General features: G+C 60.7%; 19 protein-coding genes. 11 read left to right on the forward strand and 8 right to left on the reverse strand.

Features of this window, described 5'->3' with window-relative positions; translation table 11 throughout:
* Positions 1-21 precede the first annotated feature (21 nt).
* Positions 22-672 (reverse strand): N-acetyltransferase, encoded by a 651-nt coding sequence (locus tag A7D21_RS11345; RefSeq protein ID WP_053256912.1) that lies wholly within the window; start codon positions 670-672, stop codon positions 22-24.
* Positions 673-841: 169 nt separating this feature from the next.
* Here A7D21_RS11345 and xthA point away from each other — a divergent pair, with 169 nt between their 5' ends.
* Entirely contained in the window at positions 842-1,654 is an 813-nt protein-coding gene (xthA, locus tag A7D21_RS11350) for an exodeoxyribonuclease III (protein ID WP_053256913.1), read from the forward strand.
* A gap of 125 nt (positions 1,655-1,779) precedes the next feature.
* Positions 1,780-3,108, forward strand: a complete 1,329-nt coding sequence (locus A7D21_RS11355) for a substrate-binding domain-containing protein (protein ID WP_069551728.1) — start codon at positions 1,780-1,782, stop codon at positions 3,106-3,108.
* Between the two features lie 129 nt (positions 3,109-3,237).
* On the opposite strand, the gene A7D21_RS11360 is transcribed toward A7D21_RS11355, so the two are convergent.
* Positions 3,238-4,467, reverse strand: coding sequence for an acyl-CoA dehydrogenase (locus A7D21_RS11360; RefSeq protein WP_069551729.1), 1,230 nt, complete (start codon positions 4,465-4,467; stop codon positions 3,238-3,240).
* Between the two features lie 164 nt (positions 4,468-4,631).
* On the opposite strand from A7D21_RS11360, the gene A7D21_RS11365 reads away from it, so the two are divergent.
* From A7D21_RS11365 to A7D21_RS11375, 3 genes are all read left to right on the forward strand, one after another.
* A complete protein-coding gene (locus tag A7D21_RS11365) occupies positions 4,632-5,567 on the forward strand; it encodes a LysR family transcriptional regulator (RefSeq protein ID WP_069551730.1) in 936 nt (311 codons plus the stop codon).
* Positions 5,568-5,666: 99 nt separating this feature from the next.
* Complete coding sequence (locus A7D21_RS11370; RefSeq protein ID WP_053256917.1) at positions 5,667-6,059, forward strand: MerR family DNA-binding transcriptional regulator; 393 nt, start codon at positions 5,667-5,669, stop codon at positions 6,057-6,059.
* A 16-nt stretch (positions 6,060-6,075) separates the two neighbouring features.
* A complete protein-coding gene (locus A7D21_RS11375) occupies positions 6,076-6,975 on the forward strand; it encodes a hydroxymethylglutaryl-CoA lyase (RefSeq protein ID WP_069551731.1) in 900 nt (299 codons plus the stop codon).
* Between the two features lie 616 nt (positions 6,976-7,591).
* On the opposite strand, the gene A7D21_RS11380 is transcribed toward A7D21_RS11375, so the two are convergent.
* The gene (locus A7D21_RS11380; RefSeq protein WP_069551732.1) at positions 7,592-9,229 is read right to left on the reverse strand and encodes an AMP-binding protein; all 1,638 of its coding nucleotides are present in this window, start codon (positions 9,227-9,229) and stop codon (positions 7,592-7,594) included.
* 165 nt (positions 9,230-9,394) lie between these two features.
* Between A7D21_RS11380 and A7D21_RS11385 the strand changes: the two genes are divergently transcribed.
* From A7D21_RS11385 to A7D21_RS11400, 4 genes are read left to right on the forward strand one after another with little or no spacing between them, the layout of a single operon-like run.
* The gene (locus tag A7D21_RS11385; protein ID WP_053256920.1) at positions 9,395-10,558 is read left to right on the forward strand and encodes an isovaleryl-CoA dehydrogenase; all 1,164 of its coding nucleotides are present in this window, start codon (positions 9,395-9,397) and stop codon (positions 10,556-10,558) included.
* Positions 10,559-10,569: 11 nt separating this feature from the next.
* Positions 10,570-12,177, forward strand: coding sequence for a carboxyl transferase domain-containing protein (locus tag A7D21_RS11390; RefSeq protein WP_069551733.1), 1,608 nt, complete (start codon positions 10,570-10,572; stop codon positions 12,175-12,177).
* A gap of 14 nt (positions 12,178-12,191) precedes the next feature.
* Positions 12,192-12,998: a gamma-carboxygeranoyl-CoA hydratase gene (locus tag A7D21_RS11395; protein ID WP_069551734.1), complete on the forward strand. Its 807-nt coding sequence runs from the start codon at positions 12,192-12,194 to the stop codon at positions 12,996-12,998.
* Complete coding sequence (locus A7D21_RS11400; protein ID WP_069551735.1) at positions 12,995-14,920, forward strand: acetyl/propionyl/methylcrotonyl-CoA carboxylase subunit alpha; 1,926 nt, start codon at positions 12,995-12,997, stop codon at positions 14,918-14,920. The genes A7D21_RS11395 and A7D21_RS11400 overlap by 4 nt, the downstream gene beginning before the upstream one ends.
* Here the strand turns inward: A7D21_RS11400 and A7D21_RS11405 are convergent.
* A complete protein-coding gene (locus A7D21_RS11405) occupies positions 14,917-15,552 on the reverse strand; it encodes a LexA family transcriptional regulator (protein ID WP_053256924.1) in 636 nt (211 codons plus the stop codon). The genes A7D21_RS11400 and A7D21_RS11405 overlap by 4 nt on opposite strands.
* 130 nt (positions 15,553-15,682) lie before the next feature.
* Here A7D21_RS11405 and A7D21_RS11410 point away from each other — a divergent pair, with 130 nt between their 5' ends.
* Positions 15,683-16,033 carry a DUF6124 family protein gene (locus tag A7D21_RS11410; RefSeq protein ID WP_053256925.1) on the forward strand — a complete coding sequence of 117 codons (351 nt, stop codon included), beginning with the start codon at positions 15,683-15,685 and terminating at the stop codon, positions 16,031-16,033.
* Between the two features lie 152 nt (positions 16,034-16,185).
* Here A7D21_RS11410 and A7D21_RS11415 read toward each other — a convergent pair whose 3' ends face one another.
* On the reverse strand, positions 16,186-16,398 hold the full coding sequence (locus A7D21_RS11415; protein WP_139372132.1) for a hypothetical protein: 213 nt from the start codon (positions 16,396-16,398) through the stop codon (positions 16,186-16,188).
* Between the two features lie 101 nt (positions 16,399-16,499).
* Between A7D21_RS11415 and A7D21_RS11420 the strand changes: the two genes are divergently transcribed.
* On the forward strand, positions 16,500-17,651 hold the full coding sequence (locus A7D21_RS11420) for a M14-type cytosolic carboxypeptidase (protein ID WP_053256927.1): 1,152 nt from the start codon (positions 16,500-16,502) through the stop codon (positions 17,649-17,651).
* Positions 17,652-17,668: 17 nt separating this feature from the next.
* Here the strand turns inward: A7D21_RS11420 and A7D21_RS11425 are convergent, their stop codons facing one another.
* The 3 genes from A7D21_RS11425 to A7D21_RS11435 form a co-directional block, all read right to left on the reverse strand.
* Complete coding sequence (locus tag A7D21_RS11425) at positions 17,669-18,208, reverse strand: cytochrome b (RefSeq protein ID WP_053256928.1); 540 nt, start codon at positions 18,206-18,208, stop codon at positions 17,669-17,671.
* Positions 18,205-19,287, reverse strand: a complete 1,083-nt coding sequence (locus A7D21_RS11430) for a catalase family peroxidase (protein WP_053256929.1) — start codon at positions 19,285-19,287, stop codon at positions 18,205-18,207. Before A7D21_RS11430 ends, A7D21_RS11425 begins: the two co-directional genes overlap by 4 nt.
* Before the next feature lie 121 nt (positions 19,288-19,408).
* Positions 19,409-20,173, reverse strand: coding sequence for an enoyl-CoA hydratase-related protein (locus A7D21_RS11435; protein WP_069551737.1), 765 nt, complete (start codon positions 20,171-20,173; stop codon positions 19,409-19,411).
* Positions 20,174-20,178: the final 5 nt, after the last annotated feature.

Genomic DNA, 20,178 nt, shown 5'->3' on the forward strand with positions numbered 1-20,178 from the left:
AATTGTCTGAATAATTCTGTCTCAAACCTTTGCAGCCTGTAACGACTGAGGGTTCGGATGGAAAAACACATGCTCCAGGATGGGACCGACGGCCACTTCACCGATCTCTTCATAGCCCTGGCGTTTGTAGAAATCCAGGTAGCGCGAATCGCCAGTGTCGAGCACGACGCCTGATGAGTGCGGGTCATCCGCGCACCAGTTGTGCACAGCTTCCAGCAGCTGCTCGCCGTAATGCTGGCCTTGGAATTGCGGGTGAATGCCCAACAGCGGTAGCACATGTACCGACTCGCTGGGCAGGCACGCCAGCACTGCGTAATGGTATTCCAAGTAACGCCGAGTACCGCGCACCCCCGTGCTCAGCCACATCCGCAATTGCCAGGCCCAGCTCTCGGTGATGCCCAGGCGCCGCTGCGGTGGCGCGATCAGCGCGATACCGATCAACCGGTCGTTGACGAACAGCCCGATGGCGGGAAGTTTCTGAAAAAAGTGCTGCTTGACCAGTTCGCGCACGGTGGCCCGCACCCGCTGTTCATAACCCGAACGCTCGGCTTCAAAGATATAGGCGAAGGTCGGCTCATGCCGATAAGCCTGGTACAGCAGGGAACGCGCCTCGCGGGAATAGCCGCTGTTGAGCAGGCGAATTTCAGCGATGGCAGTCGAAGTGTCAGGCATACAGTCAATCTCCCTGGGCGCCATTCAAAAGATGGCGTTCTTATGGGTACGAACCTACGCAGCACCAGTCGTTCCCAGACATTAGCAGTGCATGCGCCCTACCGCCACGCTGGCCCCCGTCCGACTTGTCGGCTAGCATCGGCTTTTTTGCCAGACTGGACTGCCGACCATGAAAATCGTCTCCTTCAATATCAACGGGCTGCGGGCCCGCCCTCATCAGCTGGCGGCGCTGATTGAAAAGCATCAACCCGACGTGATTGGCCTGCAGGAAACCAAGGTCCACGATGACCAGTTCCCGTTGGCCGAAGTGCAGGCACTGGGCTACCACGTGTACTACCACGGCCAAAAAGGCCACTACGGTGTGGCCCTGCTCTCGCGCAAAGAAGCGTTGAGCGTGCACAAAGGGTTTGCCAGTGATGAAGAAGACGCCCAGCGCCGCTTTATCTGGGGCACCTTCGCCGATGAGAACGGCAACCCCGTGACCGTCATGAATGGCTACTTCCCCCAGGGCGAAAGCCGTGACCACCCCACCAAGTTCCCGGCCAAGCAGCGCTTCTACGCAGACTTGCAGCAGCTGCTGGAAAGCCAGTTCAGCAATGACCAGGCGCTGGTGGTGATGGGCGACGTGAACATTTCCCCGGAAGACTGCGACATCGGCATCGGCGCCGACAATGCCAAGCGCTGGCTGAAAACCGGCAAGTGCAGCTTCTTGCCGGAAGAACGCGAGTGGATGGCGCGCTTGAAGAACTGGGGCCTGGTCGACAGCTTCCGTCACTTGAACCCGGACGTGACCGACCGCTTCAGTTGGTTCGACTACCGCAGCCGTGGCTTCGAGGATGAGCCCAAGCGTGGGCTGCGCATTGACGTGATCATGGCGTCCCACGGCTTGCTGTCACGGGTCAAGGATGCCGGGGTGGATTACGATTTGCGCGGTTTGGAAAAGCCATCGGACCATGCGCCGATCTGGTTGGAACTGAGCTGACACCCTGTTCAGTGAGGGCGCTGACTGGCCAGCGCCCTCATTTTGATCAGCGCCGCCCCGTCATATTTATGCAACCTGGCTGACTTAATCTGGCGGCACTCCCTTTGGCTTAAGAAGGTGCCGGCATGATGCTGCGCGTTCTGCTCCTGTTACTGCTGCCGTTTTACGCTGTCGCCGCTGCCCTGCCCGTTCCCGACCAAGGCCCCGCATTGCGCATCCAGGGCTCCAATACCATTGGTGCGGCCTTGGGGCCCGCGTTGGTCAAGGGTTTGATGGAGCACCAGGGCTTGCAGGCGGTGCACGCCGAGCCCGGCGAAGGCGCCAACGAACAACGGGTGATCGGCAAGACGCGTCAGGGCAAGAGCGTGATTATCGAGGTGGCCGCCCATGGCTCCAGCACCGGGTTCAGCGCGCTTAAAAACGCCAGCGCCGACCTTGCGGCGTCTTCGCGCCCGATCAAGGACAGCGAACTGGTCGACCTTGAGCCCCTGGGCGACCTGAAAAGCCCCGAGGCCGAGCAAGTGATCGCCATTGACGGCCTGGCAATCATCCTGCATCCGCAAAACCCGCTGACGACCTTGAACACCGCGCAACTGGCGCAGATCTTCAACGGCGAAGTCAGCACCTGGGAGGCGCTGGGCGGCACCGGCGGTGCCATTCATTTATATGCACGGGATGATCAATCCGGCACCTACGACACCTTTAAGGAACTGGTGCTACGCCTGCGCGGTAAGCCTCTCGCCGCGTCCGCCCAGCGCTTCGAGTCCAGTGAAGGGTTGTCCGACGCGGTCAGCCATGACCCACACGGCATCGGGTTCATCGGCCTGCCTTACGTACGCCAGGCCAAAGCCGTGGCGATTGTCGATGGTGACTCACAACCCATGCCGGCGCTGACCAGCCTGATTGCCACCGAGGATTACCCGCTGTCACGCCGCCTGTATTTCTACTGGCCGCCAGCTAACCGCAACCCTTGGGCCAAGGCATTGGTGGACTTTACCCAGAGCAGCAAAGGCCAGGCGATTGTGGCTGCCAACGGTTTTATCGCGCAGCAAGTACAGGCGATTGGCGTGGCGCCACGCGACTCAATGCCCGAGAGCTATCAGGCCATCGCCCGTGACGCCCAGCGTTTGACGGTGAATTTTCGCTTCGAGGAAGGCAGTGCCAGCCTGGACAACAAGGCTCGCCAGGATTTGCAGCGGGTGGTGGCGTATATCCGCAGTCACGGCAAGCTCGACCGGCACGTGACACTGGTGGGGTTTGGTGATGCCAAGAATGACCCGCAGCGCGCGGCACTCTTGTCAAAATTGCGGGCGATGGCGGTGCGCCGGGAACTGGTCAAAAGCGGCGTGGTGCTGCGCGACATTCGCGGGTTCGGCGCGCAGATGCCGGTGGCAGCGAATACCGCGGATGAAGGCCGGATCAAGAATCGGCGGGTGGAGGTTTGGGTGTACTGAACCTTGCGTGCTGTGGGGTAAACACCGGCCTCTTCGCGGGCGAGCCCGCGCCCACATGCGACCTCATTCCCATGCTGGAAGTCAGTCAATTGTTGGAGCGGGCTTGCCCGCGATACGGGCAGCGCGGTGTTACTGCCCGCCGCGCATCAGCTCTTTAGGCACATATTTGCCGAGCTCGAACTTGCCGATCGCCGCGCGGTGCACTTCATCCGGGCCGTCGGCCAGGCGCAAGGTGCGTTGCATGGCATACATGTAGGCCAGCGGGAAGTCGTTGGAAACCCCGGCGCCGCCGTGGATCTGGATCGCGCGGTCGATCACCTTGAGCGCCACGTCCGGCGCGACCACTTTGATCTGCGCAATTTCGCTTTTCGCTACTTTGTTGCCGACGGTGTCCATCATGTACGCCGCCTTCAAGGTCAGCAGGCGCGCCATGTCGATTTCCATCCGCGAGTCGGCGATCTTGTCGATGTTGCCGCCCAAGCGTGCCAGCGGCTTGCCGAACGCGGTACGGCTGACGGAGCGTTTGCACATCAGTTCCAGCGCACGCTCGGCCATGCCGACGGAGCGCATGCAGTGGTGAATACGGCCGGGGCCGAGACGACCCTGGGCAATCTCAAAGCCGCGACCTTCACCGAGCAATACGTTTTCGTACGGCACACGCACGTTGTCGAACAGCACTTCGGCGTGGCCGTGGGGCGCGTCGTCGTAACCGAACACCGGCAGCGGGCGCACGATCTTCACGCCGGGGGTGTCCACCGGCACGAGGATCATCGAATGCTGCTGGTGACGCGGCGCATCCGGGTTGCTCAGGCCCATGAAGATCAGGATCTTGCAGCGCGGGTCGCAGGCGCCGGAGGTCCACCACTTCTTGCCGTTGATTACCCACTCATCGCCCTGGCGTTCGGCGCGGGCGGCCATGTTGGTGGCGTCCGAGGACGCTACGTCCGGCTCGGTCATGGCGAACGCCGAGCGGATCTCGCCGCGCAACAGCGGTTCGAGCCAACGTTGTTTCTGTTCAGCGTTGGCGTAGCGCACCAGCACTTCCATGTTGCCGGTGTCGGGTGCGGAGCAGTTGAACGGCTCCGGGCCCAGCAACGAGCGGCCCATGATCTCGGCCAGCGGCGCGTATTCGAGGTTGGTCAGGCCGGCGCCCAGTTCGGATTCCGGCAGGAACAGGTTCCACAGGCCTTCGGCTTTAGCCTTGGCTTTCAGCTCCTCCATGATCGCGGTGGGCTGCCAGCGGTCACCTTCGCTGACCTGGCGTTCAAACACCGGCTCGGCCGGGTAAACGTACGTGTCCATGAACGCGGTGACGCGTTCACGCAGTTCCTGAACCTTGGGCGAATAGGCGAAATCCATGAGCAGCTCCCTTCTCTGAGAGGTTGTTTAGGTCATGCAAACGATGCTAGAACAGCGTTGATAATTTACCTAGCCTATTCTCGGCGTGTATTAACATTCATCACCGATATATGATCGGCGTATGAGCCCTTAATAAATCGCCACCTAACAATAAGAGCAACGACATGAATCTGAGCAAGGTCGATCTCAACCTCTTTATCGTCTTCGACGCGATCTACACCGAAGCCAACCTGACTCGCGCCGGGCAGATTGTCGGCATCACCCAGCCGGCGGTGTCCAATGCCCTGGCGCGCCTGCGTGAGACGTTCAACGACCCGCTGTTCGTACGCACCGCCCAAGGCATGGTGCCCACGCCGATGGCGCAGAACATCATCGGCCCGGTGCGCAACGCGTTGTCGCTGCTGCGGGTGTCGGTGCAGGAAAGCCGGATTTTCAACCCGCAACAGGCGGCCAAGACCTATCGCATCAGCATGACCGACCTCACCGAGGCAGTGATTCTGCCGTTGCTGTTCCAGCGCCTGCGCCGCCTGGCGCCGACCGTGGTGATCGAAAGTTTCCTCTCCAAACGCCGTGAAACCACCAAGGAGCTGGCCGCCGGCCGCCTGGATTTTGCCGTGGACGCGCCGCTCAACACCGACCCGCAAGTGCGTCATGTCAAACTCATGGAAGACCGCTACGTGTGCGCCATGCGCAAGGGCCATCCCCTGGCCAGCAAGGACAAATTCAGCCTGGATGACTACCTGTCACTGACCCATATCCATATCTCCAGCCGCCGTAACGGCTTGGGCCATGTCGACCTGGCGTTGGGCAAAATGGGCATCCAGCGCAAGATCGCCCTGCGTTCCCAGCATTACCTGATGGCCTCGCAAGTGCTGCAGCAGACCGACATGGTGATGACCGTGCCCGAGCGCTTCGCTCGCCGCCATGAACTGCACTGGTTCAACCTGCCGGTCAACGACGTGCCACCGGTCGAAACCCACCTGTACTGGCACGAGAGCACCGACCAGGACCCGGCCAACCGCTGGATGCGTGAGCAGATGATCGAGTTGTGCCAACAGGTGACGGCGCATGAGAAGAAGCTCGATGGCAAGCCAGCCTGAACGTCGCAGGGGGCTTGCTTGCGCTGGGCTGCGCGGCAGCGCTTGACGTTTACGTCAACGTGCCATTAGCTTAGCGCCAAGACCTTCTTGAGCGCCCCCATGAGCACGACCTACAGCATCTCCGACCTCGCCCGCGAGCTTGACATTACTACCCGCGCCATTCGTTTCTACGAAGAACAAGGCCTGCTGGCTCCTGAACGTCGGGGCCAGGAGCGCATCTACTCGGCGCGGGACAAGGTCAGCCTCAAGCTGATCCTGCGCGGTAAACGCATCGGCTTCTCCCTGGCCGAATGCCGCGAGCTGATCGAACTCTACGACCCCACCAGCGGCAACCACATCCAGCTCAATAGCATGCTCGCCAAGATCGCCGAGCGCCGCGAACAGCTTGAGCAACAATTGCTGGATATCGAACAGATGAAGCTGGAACTGGACACCGCCGAAGAGCGTTGCACCCAGGCCCTGGCGCAGACCATGAGCCAGGTTGGCCAATAACCAGAAGGTAGCTGCCATGTCCCTCCCCTCACACGTACGCCTGGTGGAAGTCGGCCCGCGCGACGGATTACAGAACGAAGCCCAGCCCATCAGCGTGGCCGACAAAGTCCAATTGGTGGATGCCCTCAGCGCTGCGGGCTTGAGCTACATCGAGGTCGGCAGTTTTGTGTCGCCCAAATGGGTGCCGCAGATGGCCGGCTCCGCTGAGGTGTTTGCGCAGATACAGCGCAAGCCCGGCGTGACCTACGGTGCGCTCGCACCGAACCTGCGTGGGTTTGAAGATGCGTTGGCCGCAGGCGTGAAGGAGGTGGCGGTGTTCGCGGCCGCTTCCGAGGCGTTTTCACAGCGCAATATCAACTGCTCGATCAGCGAAAGCCTGGAGCGCTTTGCGCCGATCATGGCGGCGGCCAAGCAGCACGGCATCAGCGTGCGCGGCTATGTGTCGTGTGTGTTGGGTTGCCCTTACGAAGGTGAAGTCGCCCCGGAACAGGTCGCGGCGGTCGCGCGCGAGTTGTATGCCATGGGCTGCTATGAGGTTTCCCTGGGCGACACCATCGGCACCGGCACGGCGGGCGCTACGCGGCAGCTGTTTGACGTGGTCGGCGCGCAGGTGCCAAGGGACAAACTGGCCGGGCACTTCCATGACACGTACGGCCAGGCCATCGCCAATATCTACGCCAGCCTGCTGGAGGGCATAACCGTGTTCGATAGCTCTATTGCGGGCCTCGGCGGCTGCCCCTACGCCAAGGGCGCCAGCGGTAACGTCGCTACCGAGGATGTGGTGTACCTGCTCAACGGCCTGGGTATCGACACCGGCGTCGACTTGCAGGCGTTGATTCATGCGGGCCTGCAGATCAGCCAGGTTCTGGCTCGCCCGACCGGTTCGCGTGTGGCGAAGGCCCGAACAGCCGGTTGAGTAGCTTAGCCGTGACAATGTGTTACCGCACCACTACACATCGAGTAACACGGGAACATATTTTGTCTTATTTGCCGCAGGCCATTTCCCACCAAAAAACCAAGTGATTGATTTTAAAGGGATTTAAAAAGTTGGCACGCCTTCTGCTATGTCTATTGCATAACAAGAATAAAAAGCGCCAAACCTAATAAAAATAAGACGAAACGACTCTGACATAACAAAAACAACACGGCAGAGACGCAGCTAACAGATTTTTTTGGAGAAGATGTGCTTCGCAGGGTTCGGCGTGCCGAAACCCGCAACCGGTTAGAGAAAAATAAAACTACCTCAGGTAGCTACCCACTGGTTGGATCGATGACGAAGAAGCAGATCAGCGCTCAAAAAAATACGTTTGCTCTTGACCCCGACTGGGGGTCGCCAAAAACAGCGGTAAAGGGTAACGGTTGCCAAAAACAACAATAGACCGCCCCTCAATAATAAAAAAAGAGCACGCAACGACAAATTAAAGGGGACCTTCGGGTCCCCTTTGTGCTTTGCGGGATTCGACCAATCCGGGTGTGACGCCGATCAACATTGTGGCAGCATGCTTGCTCGCTGCCACAATGGCCTCATGTGGCTAGTTAGATTGGCTTCGCAGCTCCTCGATTGAAATCTCGCGCATGCGAAACTTCTGGATCTTGCCGGTTACCGTCATCGGAAACTCGTCCACAAACTTAAAGTGTTTGGGCGTCTTGAAGTGCGCAATGCGGCCCTCGCACCAGGTTTGCAGCTCCAGTTCGTTGGCCACATGACCAGGATGGAGCTTGACCCACGCCACGATCTCTTCACCGTAACGCACATCCGGGATGCCGATGATTTGCACATCCGCCACCGCCGGGTGGGTGAAGAAAAACTCCTCCAGCTCACGCGGGTAAACGTTTTCACCGCCGCGAATGATCATGTCCTTATTACGCCCGGCGATGCACACGTAGCCGTGCGCGTCCATGCTCGCCAGGTCGCCGGTGTGCATCCAGCCCGCGTCATCGATGGCGTCACGGGTGCCATCGGGATTGTTCCAGTAGCCGAGCATCACGCTGTAGCCCCGGGTGCACAATTCGCCGATCTCACCGCGTGCGACCGTGTTGCCAGCCATGTCGATGATCTTGTTTTCCAGTTGCGGCTGGGTGCGACCGACGGTGGTGACACGGCGTTCAAGGTCGTCATTGGCGCCGGTCTGCAATGACACCGGGCTGGTTTCGGTCATGCCGTAGGCAATCTGCACCTCACCCATGTGCAGTTCGCTGATGACGCGGCGCATGACCTCAATGGGGCATGTGGCGCCAGCCATGATGCCGGTGCGCAGGGTCGACAGGTCGAACTCGCCCCGGCGCGGGTGATCGAGCAACGCGATGAACATCGTCGGCACGCCGTAGAGGCCAGTGGCGCGCTCTTCGGCGACGGCAGTCAGCGTCAGCAGCGGGTCGAAGCCGTCATTGGGGTAGATCATGGTGGTGCCATGGGTGATGCAACCAAGGTTGCCCATGACCATACCGAAGCAGTGATACAACGGCACCGGGATCACCAGACGATCCTGCGCCGTGAGGCCCAGGCTTTCACCGACCATGTAACCATTGTTGAGGATGTTGTGGTGACTGAGGGTGGCCCCCTTGGGGAAGCCGGTGGTGCCGGAGGTGTACTGGATGTTGACGGCTTGATCAAAGTGCAGGCTGGCCTGGCGGCTGTGCAGTTGTTCGGGCGGGACGCCTGCGCCGAGGGCCGACAATTGTGACCAGGGCAGGAATCCCGCAGGCGGGCTGGGGTCGAGGCTGATAAGGCCACGCAGCTCGGGCTTCAGTTCTTGCAGCATCGCGTGGTAATCGGAGCGCTTGAACGACCCGGCACACACCAGCCACTGGCAACCGGATTGCTTGAGGACGTACGCCAATTCGCTGCTGCGATAGGCCGGGTTGATATTCACCAGAATCACCCCGAGCTTGGCGCTGGCGATTTGGCTGATACACCACTCGGCGCAATTGGGGGCCCAGATACCCAGACGGTCACCGGTTTGCATACCCAAGGCCAGGAACGCACGGGCGTGCAGCTCAACGGCCTCGGCCAACTGTCGCCAGGTGTAGCGACGCTGCTGATGGCGCACCACCAGCGCTTCGCCATCGGGGTACTGCGAGACCGTAGCGTCGAAGGCTTGGCCAATTGTCATGGCCAGCAACGGTTTGTCCTGAGCGCCACGGCTGTAGCTCTGATTCGGTTGATCCATAACGACCCCTTTTGTCTTTTTTGTAAGGTGGACGGCGGTTGCTTGACGTAAACGTAAACTACGATTGACAGCCTCGCAACGCAAGCTTACGTTAACGTAAAGGTGAGCAGCCTCCCCCGGCGCTCAACCCACACAAAAACAATGCTCACATTAAGGTGCCTGTCCATGAGTTACCCGTCCCTGAACTTCGCCCTCGGCGAAACCATCGACATGCTGCGCGATCAGGTGCAGTCCTTCGTGGCCAAGGAAATCGCTCCCCGCGCGGCACAGATCGACATCGACAACCTGTTCCCCGCCGATATGTGGCGCAAGTTCGGCGACATGGGCCTGCTGGGTATCACCGTGCCGGAAGAGTACGGCGGCGCGGGCCTGGGCTACCTGGCCCACGTGGTGGCCATGGAAGAGATCAGCCGCGGTTCCGCGTCGGTTGCACTGTCCTACGGCGCCCACTCCAACCTGTGTGTGAACCAGATCAACCGCAACGGCAATCACGCGCAGAAACTCAACTATCTACCTCAATTGATCAGCGGCGAGCATGTCGGCGCCCTGGCCATGAGCGAGCCCAACGCCGGCTCCGACGTGGTTTCGATGAAGCTGCGCGCCGACAAACGCGGCGACCGTTACGTCCTCAACGGCAGCAAGACCTGGATCACCAACGGCCCCGACGCCACGACTTACGTGATCTACGCCAAGACTGACCTGGAAAAAGGCGCCCATGGCATCACGGCGTTCATCGTCGAGCGCGACTGGAAAGGCTTCAGCCGTAGCAACAAGTTCGACAAGCTCGGCATGCGCGGCTCCAACACCTGCGAGCTGTTTTTCGATGACGTTGAGGTGCCCGAAGAAAACATCCTCGGCACGCTCAATGGTGGCGTGAAAGTGTTGATGAGCGGCCTGGACTACGAACGCGTGGTGTTGTCCGGCGGCCCCACCGGGATCATGCAAGCCTGTATGGACCTGATCGTGCCCTATATCCACGACCGCAAGCAGTTCGGCCAGAGCATCGGCGAGTTCCAACTGATCCAGGGCAAGGTGGCTGACATGTACACCCAGCTCAACGCCAGCCGCGCTTACCTCTACGCGGTGGCCCAGGCCTGCGAGCGTGGCGAAACCACGCGCAAGGATGCGGCCGGGGTGATTCTTTACAGCGCCGAACGCGCCACGCAAATGGCCCTCGACGCAATCCAGATTCTCGGCGGCAACGGCTACATCAACGAATTCCCCGCCGGGCGACTGCTGCGAGACGCCAAGCTGTACGAGATTGGCGCCGGCACCAGTGAGATTCGCCGGATGTTGATCGGCCGCGAACTGTTTAACGAAACCCGCTGACGGAGCGCGCCATGGCCACCCTGCACACCCAGCTCAACCCGCGCTCGGCGGAGTTTGCCGCCAACAGCGCAGCGATGCGCCACCAGGTCGACGCCCTTCACACCCTGCTCGCCCACGTGCAACAAGGCGGCGGCGCAAAAGCCCAGGAGCGGCACACCTCACGCGGCAAGCTGCTACCTCGCGAGCGAATCAACCGCCTGCTCGATCCTGGCTCGCCGTTCCTTGAACTCAGCCAACTGGCTGCTCATCAGGTGTACGGCGAAGACGTACCCGCCGCCGGCGTGATTGCCGGGATCGGCCGCGTAGAAGGCGTCGAATGCATGATCGTCGCCAACGACGCCACGGTAAAAGGCGGCTCGTACTACCCGCTCACGGTAAAAAAACACCTGCGCGCCCAGACCATCGCCGAGCAAAATCGCCTGCCGTGCATCTACCTGGTGGATTCCGGCGGCGCCAACCTGCCCCGTCAGGACGAAGTGTTCCCCGACCGCGAACACTTTGGGCGCATCTTCTTCAACCAAGCCAACATGAGCGCCCAGGGCATCCCGCAGATCGCCGTGGTGATGGGCTCGTGCACCGCCGGCGGCGCGTATGTGCCGGCGATGGCCGACGAAGCGATCATGGTGCGCCAGCAAGCGACGATCTTCCTCGCCGGGCCGCCACTGGTCAAAGCGGCGACCGGAGAAGTGGTCAGCGCCGAAGACCTGGGCGGTGCCGATGTGCACTGCAAGATCTCCGGTGTCGCCGACCACTATGCCGACAGTGATGAACACGCCCTGGCCCTTGCGCGGCGCAGCGTGGCCAACCTTAACTGGCGCAAACAGGGCGAGCTGTTACAACGCCCGCCGGTGGCGCCGCTGTACGGCGGCGAAGAGCTCTATGGCGTAATTCCGGCCGATGCCAAGCAACCGTTTGATGTGCGCGAAGTGATTGCGCGCCTGGTGGACGGCTCGGTGTTCGATGAGTTCAAGGCGCTGTTCGGCACCACCTTGGTCTGCGGCTTTGCCCACCTTCACGGCTACCCGATTGCGATCCTCGCCAATAACGGGATTCTGTTTGCCGAAGCGGCACAAAAAGGTGCGCACTTTATTGAACTGGCCTGCCAGCGCGGGATTCCCCTGCTGTTCCTGCAAAACATCACCGGCTTTATGGTCGGCCAAAAGTACGAAGCCGGCGGCATCGCCAAACATGGCGCCAAGTTGGTCACCGCCGTGGCCTGCGCCAAGGTGCCGAAGTTTACGGTGATCATCGGCGGCAGCTTTGGTGCCGGCAACTATGGCATGTGCGGCCGCGCCTACGACCCGCGGTTTCTGTGGATGTGGCCGAACGCGCGCATCGGCGTAATGGGCGCCGAACAAGCGGCCGGCGTATTGGTCCAGGTCAAGCGTGAACAGGCCGAACGTGCTGGCGTCGGGTTCAGCGCCGAGGAAGAAGCCGCCATCCAGCAGCCGATCCTCGACCAGTACGAAACCCAGGGCCACCCCTACTACTCCAGCGCGCGCCTGTGGGATGACGGTGTGATTGACCCGTTGCAGACCCGTGACGTGCTGGCGCTGGCCTTGTCCGCTGCGCTGAATGCCCCCATCGAGCCGAGCCGCTTCGGCGTGTTCCGCATGTAAATGGAGCTGTACCCATGAGCGATTTCAACACCCTCGAACTGATCACCGACAGCCGTGGCTTTGCCACGCTGTGGCTCAGTCGTGAAGCCAAGAACAACGCGTTCAACGCCGAGATGATCCGCGAACTGATCATTGCCCTGGATCAGGTGCAGGGTGATTCGTCGCTGCGTTTCCTGGTGCTGCGTGGACGCGGCAAACACTTCAGCGCCGGTGCTGACCTGGCCTGGATGCAGCAATCTGCCGAGCTGGACTATCACACCAACCTTGACGACGCGCGCGAACTGGCCGAACTGATGTACAACCTGGCCAAGCTGAAAATCCCGACGCTGGCGGTTGTACAAGGCGCGGCCTACGGCGGCGCACTGGGCTTGATCAGTTGCTGCGACATGGCGATTGGCGCCGATGACGCGCAGTTCTGCCTGTCGGAAGTGCGCATCGGCCTCGCACCGGCGGTAATCAGCCCGTTCGTGGTGCAGGCCATCGGCGAGCGTGCGGCGCGCCGCTATGCGCTGACGGCCGAGCGGTTTGGTGGTCAGCAGGCACGGCATATCGGCTTGTTGGCGGACAGTTACCCGGTGGGCGAACTGGACCAGCACGTAGAACAGTGGGTCGCCAATCTGCTGCTTAACAGCCCGGCCGCCATGCGCGCCAGCAAGGATTTGTTGCGTGAAGTCGGTAACGGCGCACTCACCCCGGCCTTGCGTCGTTACTGCGAAAATGCGATTGCGCGGATCCGCGTCAGCGCCGAGGGTCAGGAAGGCTTGCGGTCCTTCCTGCAAAAACGCTCGCCCAGCTGGCAAGTGCAGGAGCCCCGTTCATGAGCACACTGACCACCGTGCTGGTGGCCAACCGTGGCGAGATTGCTTGCAGAGTGATGCGCACAGCCAAGGCCATGGGCCTGACCACCGTGGCGGTACACAGCGCCACGGACCGCGATGCGCGGCATAGCCGCGAAGCGGATATTCGTGTCGACCTGGGGGGTAGCAAGGCCACCGACAGCTACCTGCAAATCGACAAGCTGATCGCCGCCGCCCAGGCCAGCGGCGCCCAGGCGATCCATCCGGGGTATGGTTTCCTGTCGGAAAATGCCGGGTTTGCCCGTGCAATTGAAGCGGCGGGTTTGATCTTCCTCGGCCCGCCCGCCTCGGCCATTGACGCCATGGGCAGCAAATCGGCAGCCAAGGCATTGATGGAAAAGGCCGGCGTGCCGCTGGTGCCGGGTTATCACGGCGACGCCCAGGACCTGGAAACCTTTCGCGACGCCTGTGAACGTATCGGTTATCCGGTGTTGCTCAAGGCCACGGCGGGCGGCGGCGGCAAAGGCATGAAAGTGGTCGAGGAAGTCAGCCAACTGGCCGAAGCCCTGGCGTCGGCCCAGCGCGAAGCGCTTTCATCCTTCGGCAACGGGCAGATGCTGGTGGAAAAATACCTGCTCAAGCCACGCCATGTGGAAATCCAGGTGTTTGCCGATCAGCACGGCCACTGCCTGTACCTCAATGAACGCGACTGCTCGATTCAACGTCGTCACCAAAAAGTCGTGGAGGAAGCGCCGGCGCCGGGCCTGGGGGTTGAACAGCGCAAAGCGATGGGCGAAGCCGCGGTGCGCGCGGCCCAGGCGATCGGCTACGTGGGCGCGGGGACCGTGGAGTTCTTGCTGGACGCCCGCGGCGAATTTTTCTTTATGGAGATGAACACGCGATTGCAAGTGGAGCACCCGGTGACCGAGGCAATTACCGGCCTCGACCTGGTGGCCTGGCAGATTCGTGTCGCTCAGGGTGAGCCACTGCCGATCACTCAAGCCCAGGTGCCGTTGATCGGTCATGCGATTGAAGTGCGCTTGTATGCCGAGGACCCGGCCAATGATTTCCTGCCGGCCACCGGGCGCCTTGCGCTGTACCGCGAATCTGCGCCGGGGCCGGGCCGTCGGGTGGACAGCGGCGTAGAACAAGGCGATAGCGTTTCCCCCTTCTACGACCCGATGCTCGGCAAACTGATTGCCTGGGGCGAAGACCGGGAACAGGCGCGTCTGCGCTTGTTGAGCATGCTGGATGAGTTCGCCGTGGGCGGGCTGAAGACCAACCTCGGCTTCCTGCGGCGCATCATCGGCCACCCGGCATTTGCGGCAGCTGAATTGGATACCGGGTTTATTCCGCGCTATCAGGACGAGCTGCTGCCCGTGGCCGGCACCTTGAGCGATGAATTCTGGCAGGCAGCGGGCTCGGCGTTTATGCAGAGTTTGCCGGCCGGTGACGGGCCTTGGGCGGATACACGCGGGTTTCGCGCGGGGTTACCGGCCGAGGTTTCGCTGCACCTGAGCTGCAATGGGCAAGATCAATGGGTCAGGCTGTGCGGGAACTCGCCGCAGTTGCAAGGCGATCAGCTACTGGTCGAACACAACGGCGTACGCCGCGCTCATCTGGCGGTGCGTGACGAAGGCGCTGTGTACTTGCGCTGGAACGGTGAGATGCACGCCGTCACGCTGTTTGACCCGATTGCGGCGGTCGAGGCCAACCAGTCTCATCAGGGTGGCCTCACCGCGCCGATGAATGGCAGCATCGTGCGGGTGCTGGTGGAGGTCGGACAACGCGTGGAAGCCGGAACCCAACTGGTGGTATTGGAGGCGATGAAGATGGAGCACAGCATCCGCGCGCCGCAAACCGGCGTGGTCAAGGCGCTGTATTGCCAGGAAGGCGAAATGGTTGCCGAAGGCAGTGCCTTGGCGGAGCTGGAAACGGCGGACTAGAACTTCGCAGTGGCTTGCACGACGACCCCAAGAATTCGGCAATCGCCGGTGAACCGTAATTTGGGGTAAGTCGGGTTGAGCGGCACCAGGTAAAGCTGGCCGCTCTCTTCCATCAACTGGCGGAAGGTCGCCTGGGTGCTGTCGGCCCATTGCGCGACTACCAGTTTACCGGGTTCGGCATCAATGGCCGGGTCCACCAGGATCAGCATGCCTGCGCCGATGCTCAGCCCGCTGGGGGCGGTCATGGCGTCTCCTGTCACGGGCAGCCAGAAGGCATCACCCCGGGCGTGGTAATCGGTTAATTCGAACCGTGCCGGGCCGTAGGTCGGGCGTTCTTCACGCACTTCACAGACGCCCTTCCAGTCGCTGACCGGGTAGCGAAAATATGGGTTGTAGTGTTTTGCCAAAGCCGGCGCTGCATGGGCCCTCTCACGAATTTCCAGCGCGACTTCCAGGTCGCCCAGCCCTAACTCGGCGAGTACCCGGTTCATGTCCGCCAGGCTTGGCACACGACGTTTGTTGAGCCAATGCCCAACGCCGCCCTGGGACATGCCCAAGCGTTCGGCCAACTCGTCCTGCGTGACCTTGCGGTCTTTCATGTTGGCTTTGACCAACGCTATCCAGTTATCCATGGGGCGTGACGATACGTTGCGTGTTCGCCACGACAATAAACAGTTTGTAGTAATCCATCAAATGACATAAATACGATTCGTATTAATATCAGGTGCAGGTTTTCGACATTCACTCAGAGTAACCGCCCTCATGACGACCAGCCCCAATCACCAGCCTGGCGCAATTGAATCCGACGAACTATTGCTCATGCGCAACAGCGGCGCCGCCAAGCGCGCACTCGATTTTTACTTGAAAGTGGATGTGTCGGCGCCGATCACGGACGCGCCGTTCTTCGACATCAAGCCCGGCATCAGCCATGAGGACGCACTGGTGCACGCGTCGGATCTGTTACGCAGCGCGGCAGCGGCAGCCTATGAATCGGCCAGCAGCCGTCAGGGCAATCAACGGGACCTGGCGTTTTCGGTGGTGTATTTGATAGATATGGCGAAGGCGATGGTGGAGCAGACGTTGCACGTGCCTGCGGCTCAAGCCAGCGCATGACGGGCACGAAAGAAAAATATTTCTATCCGACGGATAAAAACATTTGACTTGCAAATGATAATGATTACTATTGGACCCAGCTGATCGCGAGATCAGTCGATAGACCAAGAGACCTTAGGTCGGACTCTTGGAATATCTCCTCATCAGGCTAATCACGGTTTTTGACCCGGCTCTTTGGCCGGGTCTTTTTTTTGCCAGTTTCCCTGGCTTGGCTTCAGGCTAATGAAGACTGTGTGTTGCTTGATGGCGCGCATGGTAGCAAAAGACCATTGCCAAAACAAAGTCGAGTGGCCGCTCTGGCCCGGATCTTTGCGAAATAGCGCTTGAGAATCAATCTCATAGATTCTAAGCTGCTGTTGCGTCAAGGATGACGCCCCCTCCCCCATGCAACAATTTTGCATCAAGATTTCGTCCGACTCCTGTGTAAGATATCCGCCACAACAATCATACTCAGGCAGCCCAGACTATGACCGTGGCCTTGACCTCCATCAAGATCAGCACCGACTTCGACAGCGGCAACATCCAGGTCCTGGATGCCAGCGACGCGTACCACCTGTTGCTGGCGATCAAACCCGATACCCGCAGCGCGCATTTCCAATGGTTCCACTTCAAGGCCGAAGGTATGCACGTGGGCCACACCCACACTTTCCGCTTGAGCAACGCCAGCCAGTCGTCCTACAAAAACGCCTGGAGCGGCTATAACGCCGTGGCGTCCTACGACCATATCAACTGGTTCCGCGTGCCCACGCGCTTTGATGGCGAAACGCTGCACATCAGTTTGGAAACCTGCGAGAAACACGCGTGGATCGCTTACTTCGAACCCTACAGCCGTGAACGTCATGACTGGCTGATCGAGCAGGCGTTGAATCGCGCCGGCACCCAATTGCTCGCTACCGGCAAAAGTGCCGAGGGCCGCGACATCCAACTGCTGCGTCGCGGCAAAGGTGGCGAAGGCCGGCGCAATGTCTGGATCATCGCCCAGCAACACCCCGGCGAACACATGGCCGAATGGTTCATGGAAGGGGTTATCGAACGCCTGCAACAGGACGGTGACACCGAGCTGAAAAAACTCCTGTCCGTCGCCGACCTGTACCTTATTCCGAACATGAACCCTGACGGCGCGTTCCATGGCCACTTGCGCACCAACGCGATGGGCCAGGACCTGAACCGTGCCTGGCAGAACGCCAGCCAGGAGATCAGCCCGGAAGTGCTGTTCGCCCAGCAACAGATGGAAAAATACGGCGTCGACCTGTTCCTCGATATCCACGGCGACGAGGAAATCCCCTACGTGTTCACCGCCGGCTGCGAAGGCAACCCCGGTTACACCCCGCGTATCGAGGCGCTGGAAAAACACTTCCGCAGCCACTTGAGCGCCCTGACCCGCGACTTCCAGACCACTCACGGTTACACCCGTGACCTGCCGGGCGAAGCCAACATGACGCTGGCCTGCAATGCGGTCGGTGAACGGTATGACTGCCTGTCACTGACCCTGGAGATGCCCTTCAAGGACAACGACGACGCGCCCAACCCGAAGACCGGTTGGTCAGGTGAACGCTCCAAACAGCTGGGCAAGGACGTATTGAGCACCGTGGCCGACATCGTCACCGTGCTACGCTAACCCCGCTGCCCCCGGCATCAGTCCTTGGTGCCGGTCATGCTTTGCAGCACACCGTCGCGACGAATCAGCCCGTGGAACAGCGCCGCCGCCAGGTGCAGCAGCACCGTCAAGAACAATAGATAGGCGAGATAGCCATGGGCTTTGCGCAACAGCGCAAACAACGGCGCATTGGCGCCCATCAGCGCCGGCAGTTGCACCGAACTGCTGAGCATCACCGGGTCACCCGCCGCCGAAATCATCGCCCAGCCCAGCACCGGCAGCACCAGCATCAATGCGTACAGCAGCACATGCGAAGCCTTGGCGGCCAGCACTTGCCATAACGGCAAATCGACCGGTAGCGGCGGTTGCCGGGTGGAAAAGCGCACCACCAAGCGCACGATCACCAACGCCAGAATCGCGATACCCAGCGGCTTGTGCAGGTGAATCAGCCACTCATGGCGCTCCGACACCGACGCGGCCATACCCGCGCCGATAAACAACATGGCGATGATCATCAGTGCCATGAGCCAATGCAGCAGGCGGGCCAGCGGCGCGAAAAACCGTGGTTGAACATTCATGGCTTCGACTCCAGAGGGGCGCTGTGCAAGGGGCTGACTTCACCGGCGCGGCGCAGGTACGAACTGGCATAAGCAGCCGAACGTGCGGCCAGCAGCGGGTCGTTGGAGGCTTGGATACCGCTGGGCAAAATCAGCGGGTCAAAGTTGATATCACGGCAATCACCGTCCGCTTGCGGCTGGCTGCTTTGCAGGACCAGCGAGCCGGCGTTGAGTACCTTGTGTTCGCCGGCCCAGGGTTTGCTCGCATCGTCCAAGGGGTCGCCGGGGTTGGCCAGGGTCATATTCAACTGCCAGCGCAACGGGCCCGACGCAAGGCGCTGCACCAGGTCTTTTTCCAGGAAATCGCTGCCCGACGGCGCGGTATCACCCGGCGCATCCTGGCTCTGTGGCACAACGCCCCAACGTACCGCCTGGCGCTTGCCGTCGGCGCCCACCAGGTAAAACGTATTGATGCCGTTATAGGTTTCAGTCGCGTAACTTGCCGATGGCCTGGCGGTCTTTACCCATGCCAGGAACGGCGCTGCCTCCGGGTGCGCGGCAAAAAACGCCGGCATGCTCGCCGGGTTCGGCTTGCCGGTCGCCGGGTCTGGCGCACCGGCCTTGAGCATCTGATAGAACGCCTCAGGCGTGCCGACCGGGAACACCGGCATGCTGTTCATCCCCGTGCGCCATTGCTGGCCGTTGGCCTGGCTGAATTGCAGCGCGAAGCTGCGGATCGGCACACTGCTGTCCGGCGCATAGGGGTTGCCGCTGGGCAAGGCAAATCGACCAATCACCGGGGTTTTAGCCGCGCTGAACACCTGTGCGCTGGAGTACCCGCGCGCCTCTGTACTGCTCTCGAAGTAACCGGCTACACACACGCCCTTGGCATGGTTACGCCGGAAGCCCGGGTGCACACCGTTATTGGCTTCCAGAGCATTGACCAGGGTTTTGGGGCGCAGGCGCTGTGGGTCAAGCGTGCCGTTGACGTAGGCAAACGCCCCAGCAACAACGGCAACCACGGCACCGATACCGGCGAGCCGCGCGATCAGGCTCGCGGTACTCAAGGGAGGACGGGGCGGTGATGAGTGATCTACCATGAAGAACTCCAGGGCGCATGGCCGCAAGGAAAATGAACTATGAGACGAACCTCACATAGGTCTATTCCCTTTTCACTGTAGTTTTTTTCTGAACAGATACGCCGCCGAGTCGATTTTCCTTCTACGTGGGGTTAAACACTGCCGGACGTTTGCAGAGAAACGCCTGCATCCCCTCCTGCTGATCAGGCGTGGCAAACAGGCCATGAAACAGCCGACGCTCCACACGCACGCCGTCGTGCAAGCCCACCTCAAGGGATTGTTCAACGGCCTCTCGCGCCGCCCGGGTGGCTGTCCGGGAGAACCCGGCAATCTGCGCAGCCACTGCCAATGTCTGCTCCATCAGAATTGCCGCCGGGAACACACGGGACACCAACCCAGCTTGATCGGCCTCTTGGGCAGTCATTGTCCGACCAGTCAACACCAGGTCCATGGCCTTGGCCTTACCGATCAGCCCCGTTAACCGCTGGGTCGCCCCCATACCCGGAATCACACCCAACTTGATTTCCGGCTGCGCAAAGGTCGCCGTATCGGCGGCGAAAATCATGTCGCACATCAGCGCGAGTTCACAGCCACCGCCAAATGCGTAACCCGCTACTGCGGCGATCGTTGGCGTGCGCAGACGCGTAAAGGCTTCCCAGCCGACGAAGTAGTCCTCGTTGAGCATGTCCAGGTAAGACTTGCCGCTCATCTCTTTGATATCGGCCCCTGCAGCGAAATAGTCCGCACTGCCGGTGATGACAAAACAGCCGACCTGAGGGTCACGATCCAAAGCATCCAGGCGGCTGACCAACTCCGTCATCAGCGCCGAATTCAGCGCATTCTTGACGTGCGGACGGTTGAGCCTGACCAGGACTACCCGACCATGACGTTCCACTAATACGTGCATAAACA

It is taken from the genome of Pseudomonas sp. AP19 (assembly GCF_001728855.1).
GTDB lineage: Bacteria > Pseudomonadota > Gammaproteobacteria > Pseudomonadales > Pseudomonadaceae > Aquipseudomonas > Aquipseudomonas fluorescens.

What these genes read in the sequence shown, in the direction of transcription:
- A7D21_RS11410 (WP_053256925.1), top strand. Translation starts at nt 15,683, where the DNA reads ATGACGACCAGCCCCAATCACCAGCCTGGCGCAATTGAATCCGACGAA.
- A7D21_RS11435 (WP_069551737.1), bottom strand. Translation starts at nt 20,173, where the DNA reads ATGCACGTATTAGTGGAACGTCATGGTCGGGTAGTCCTGGTCAGGCTC.
- A7D21_RS11345 (WP_053256912.1), bottom strand. Translation starts at nt 672, where the DNA reads ATGCCTGACACTTCGACTGCCATCGCTGAAATTCGCCTGCTCAACAGC.
- A7D21_RS11365 (WP_069551730.1), top strand. Translation starts at nt 4,632, where the DNA reads ATGAATCTGAGCAAGGTCGATCTCAACCTCTTTATCGTCTTCGACGCG.
- A7D21_RS11430 (WP_053256929.1), bottom strand. Translation starts at nt 19,287, where the DNA reads ATGGTAGATCACTCATCACCGCCCCGTCCTCCCTTGAGTACCGCGAGC.
- A7D21_RS11425 (WP_053256928.1), bottom strand. Translation starts at nt 18,208, where the DNA reads ATGAATGTTCAACCACGGTTTTTCGCGCCGCTGGCCCGCCTGCTGCAT.
- A7D21_RS11400 (WP_069551735.1), top strand. Translation starts at nt 12,995, where the DNA reads ATGAGCACACTGACCACCGTGCTGGTGGCCAACCGTGGCGAGATTGCT.
- A7D21_RS11380 (WP_069551732.1), bottom strand. Translation starts at nt 9,229, where the DNA reads ATGGATCAACCGAATCAGAGCTACAGCCGTGGCGCTCAGGACAAACCG.
- A7D21_RS11390 (WP_069551733.1), top strand. Translation starts at nt 10,570, where the DNA reads ATGGCCACCCTGCACACCCAGCTCAACCCGCGCTCGGCGGAGTTTGCC.
- A7D21_RS11420 (WP_053256927.1), top strand. Translation starts at nt 16,500, where the DNA reads ATGACCGTGGCCTTGACCTCCATCAAGATCAGCACCGACTTCGACAGC.
- A7D21_RS11395 (WP_069551734.1), top strand. Translation starts at nt 12,192, where the DNA reads ATGAGCGATTTCAACACCCTCGAACTGATCACCGACAGCCGTGGCTTT.
- A7D21_RS11360 (WP_069551729.1), bottom strand. Translation starts at nt 4,467, where the DNA reads ATGGATTTCGCCTATTCGCCCAAGGTTCAGGAACTGCGTGAACGCGTC.
- A7D21_RS11385 (WP_053256920.1), top strand. Translation starts at nt 9,395, where the DNA reads ATGAGTTACCCGTCCCTGAACTTCGCCCTCGGCGAAACCATCGACATG.
- A7D21_RS11405 (WP_053256924.1), bottom strand. Translation starts at nt 15,552, where the DNA reads ATGGATAACTGGATAGCGTTGGTCAAAGCCAACATGAAAGACCGCAAG.
- A7D21_RS11355 (WP_069551728.1), top strand. Translation starts at nt 1,780, where the DNA reads ATGATGCTGCGCGTTCTGCTCCTGTTACTGCTGCCGTTTTACGCTGTC.
- xthA (WP_053256913.1), top strand. Translation starts at nt 842, where the DNA reads ATGAAAATCGTCTCCTTCAATATCAACGGGCTGCGGGCCCGCCCTCAT.
- A7D21_RS11370 (WP_053256917.1), top strand. Translation starts at nt 5,667, where the DNA reads ATGAGCACGACCTACAGCATCTCCGACCTCGCCCGCGAGCTTGACATT.
- A7D21_RS11375 (WP_069551731.1), top strand. Translation starts at nt 6,076, where the DNA reads ATGTCCCTCCCCTCACACGTACGCCTGGTGGAAGTCGGCCCGCGCGAC.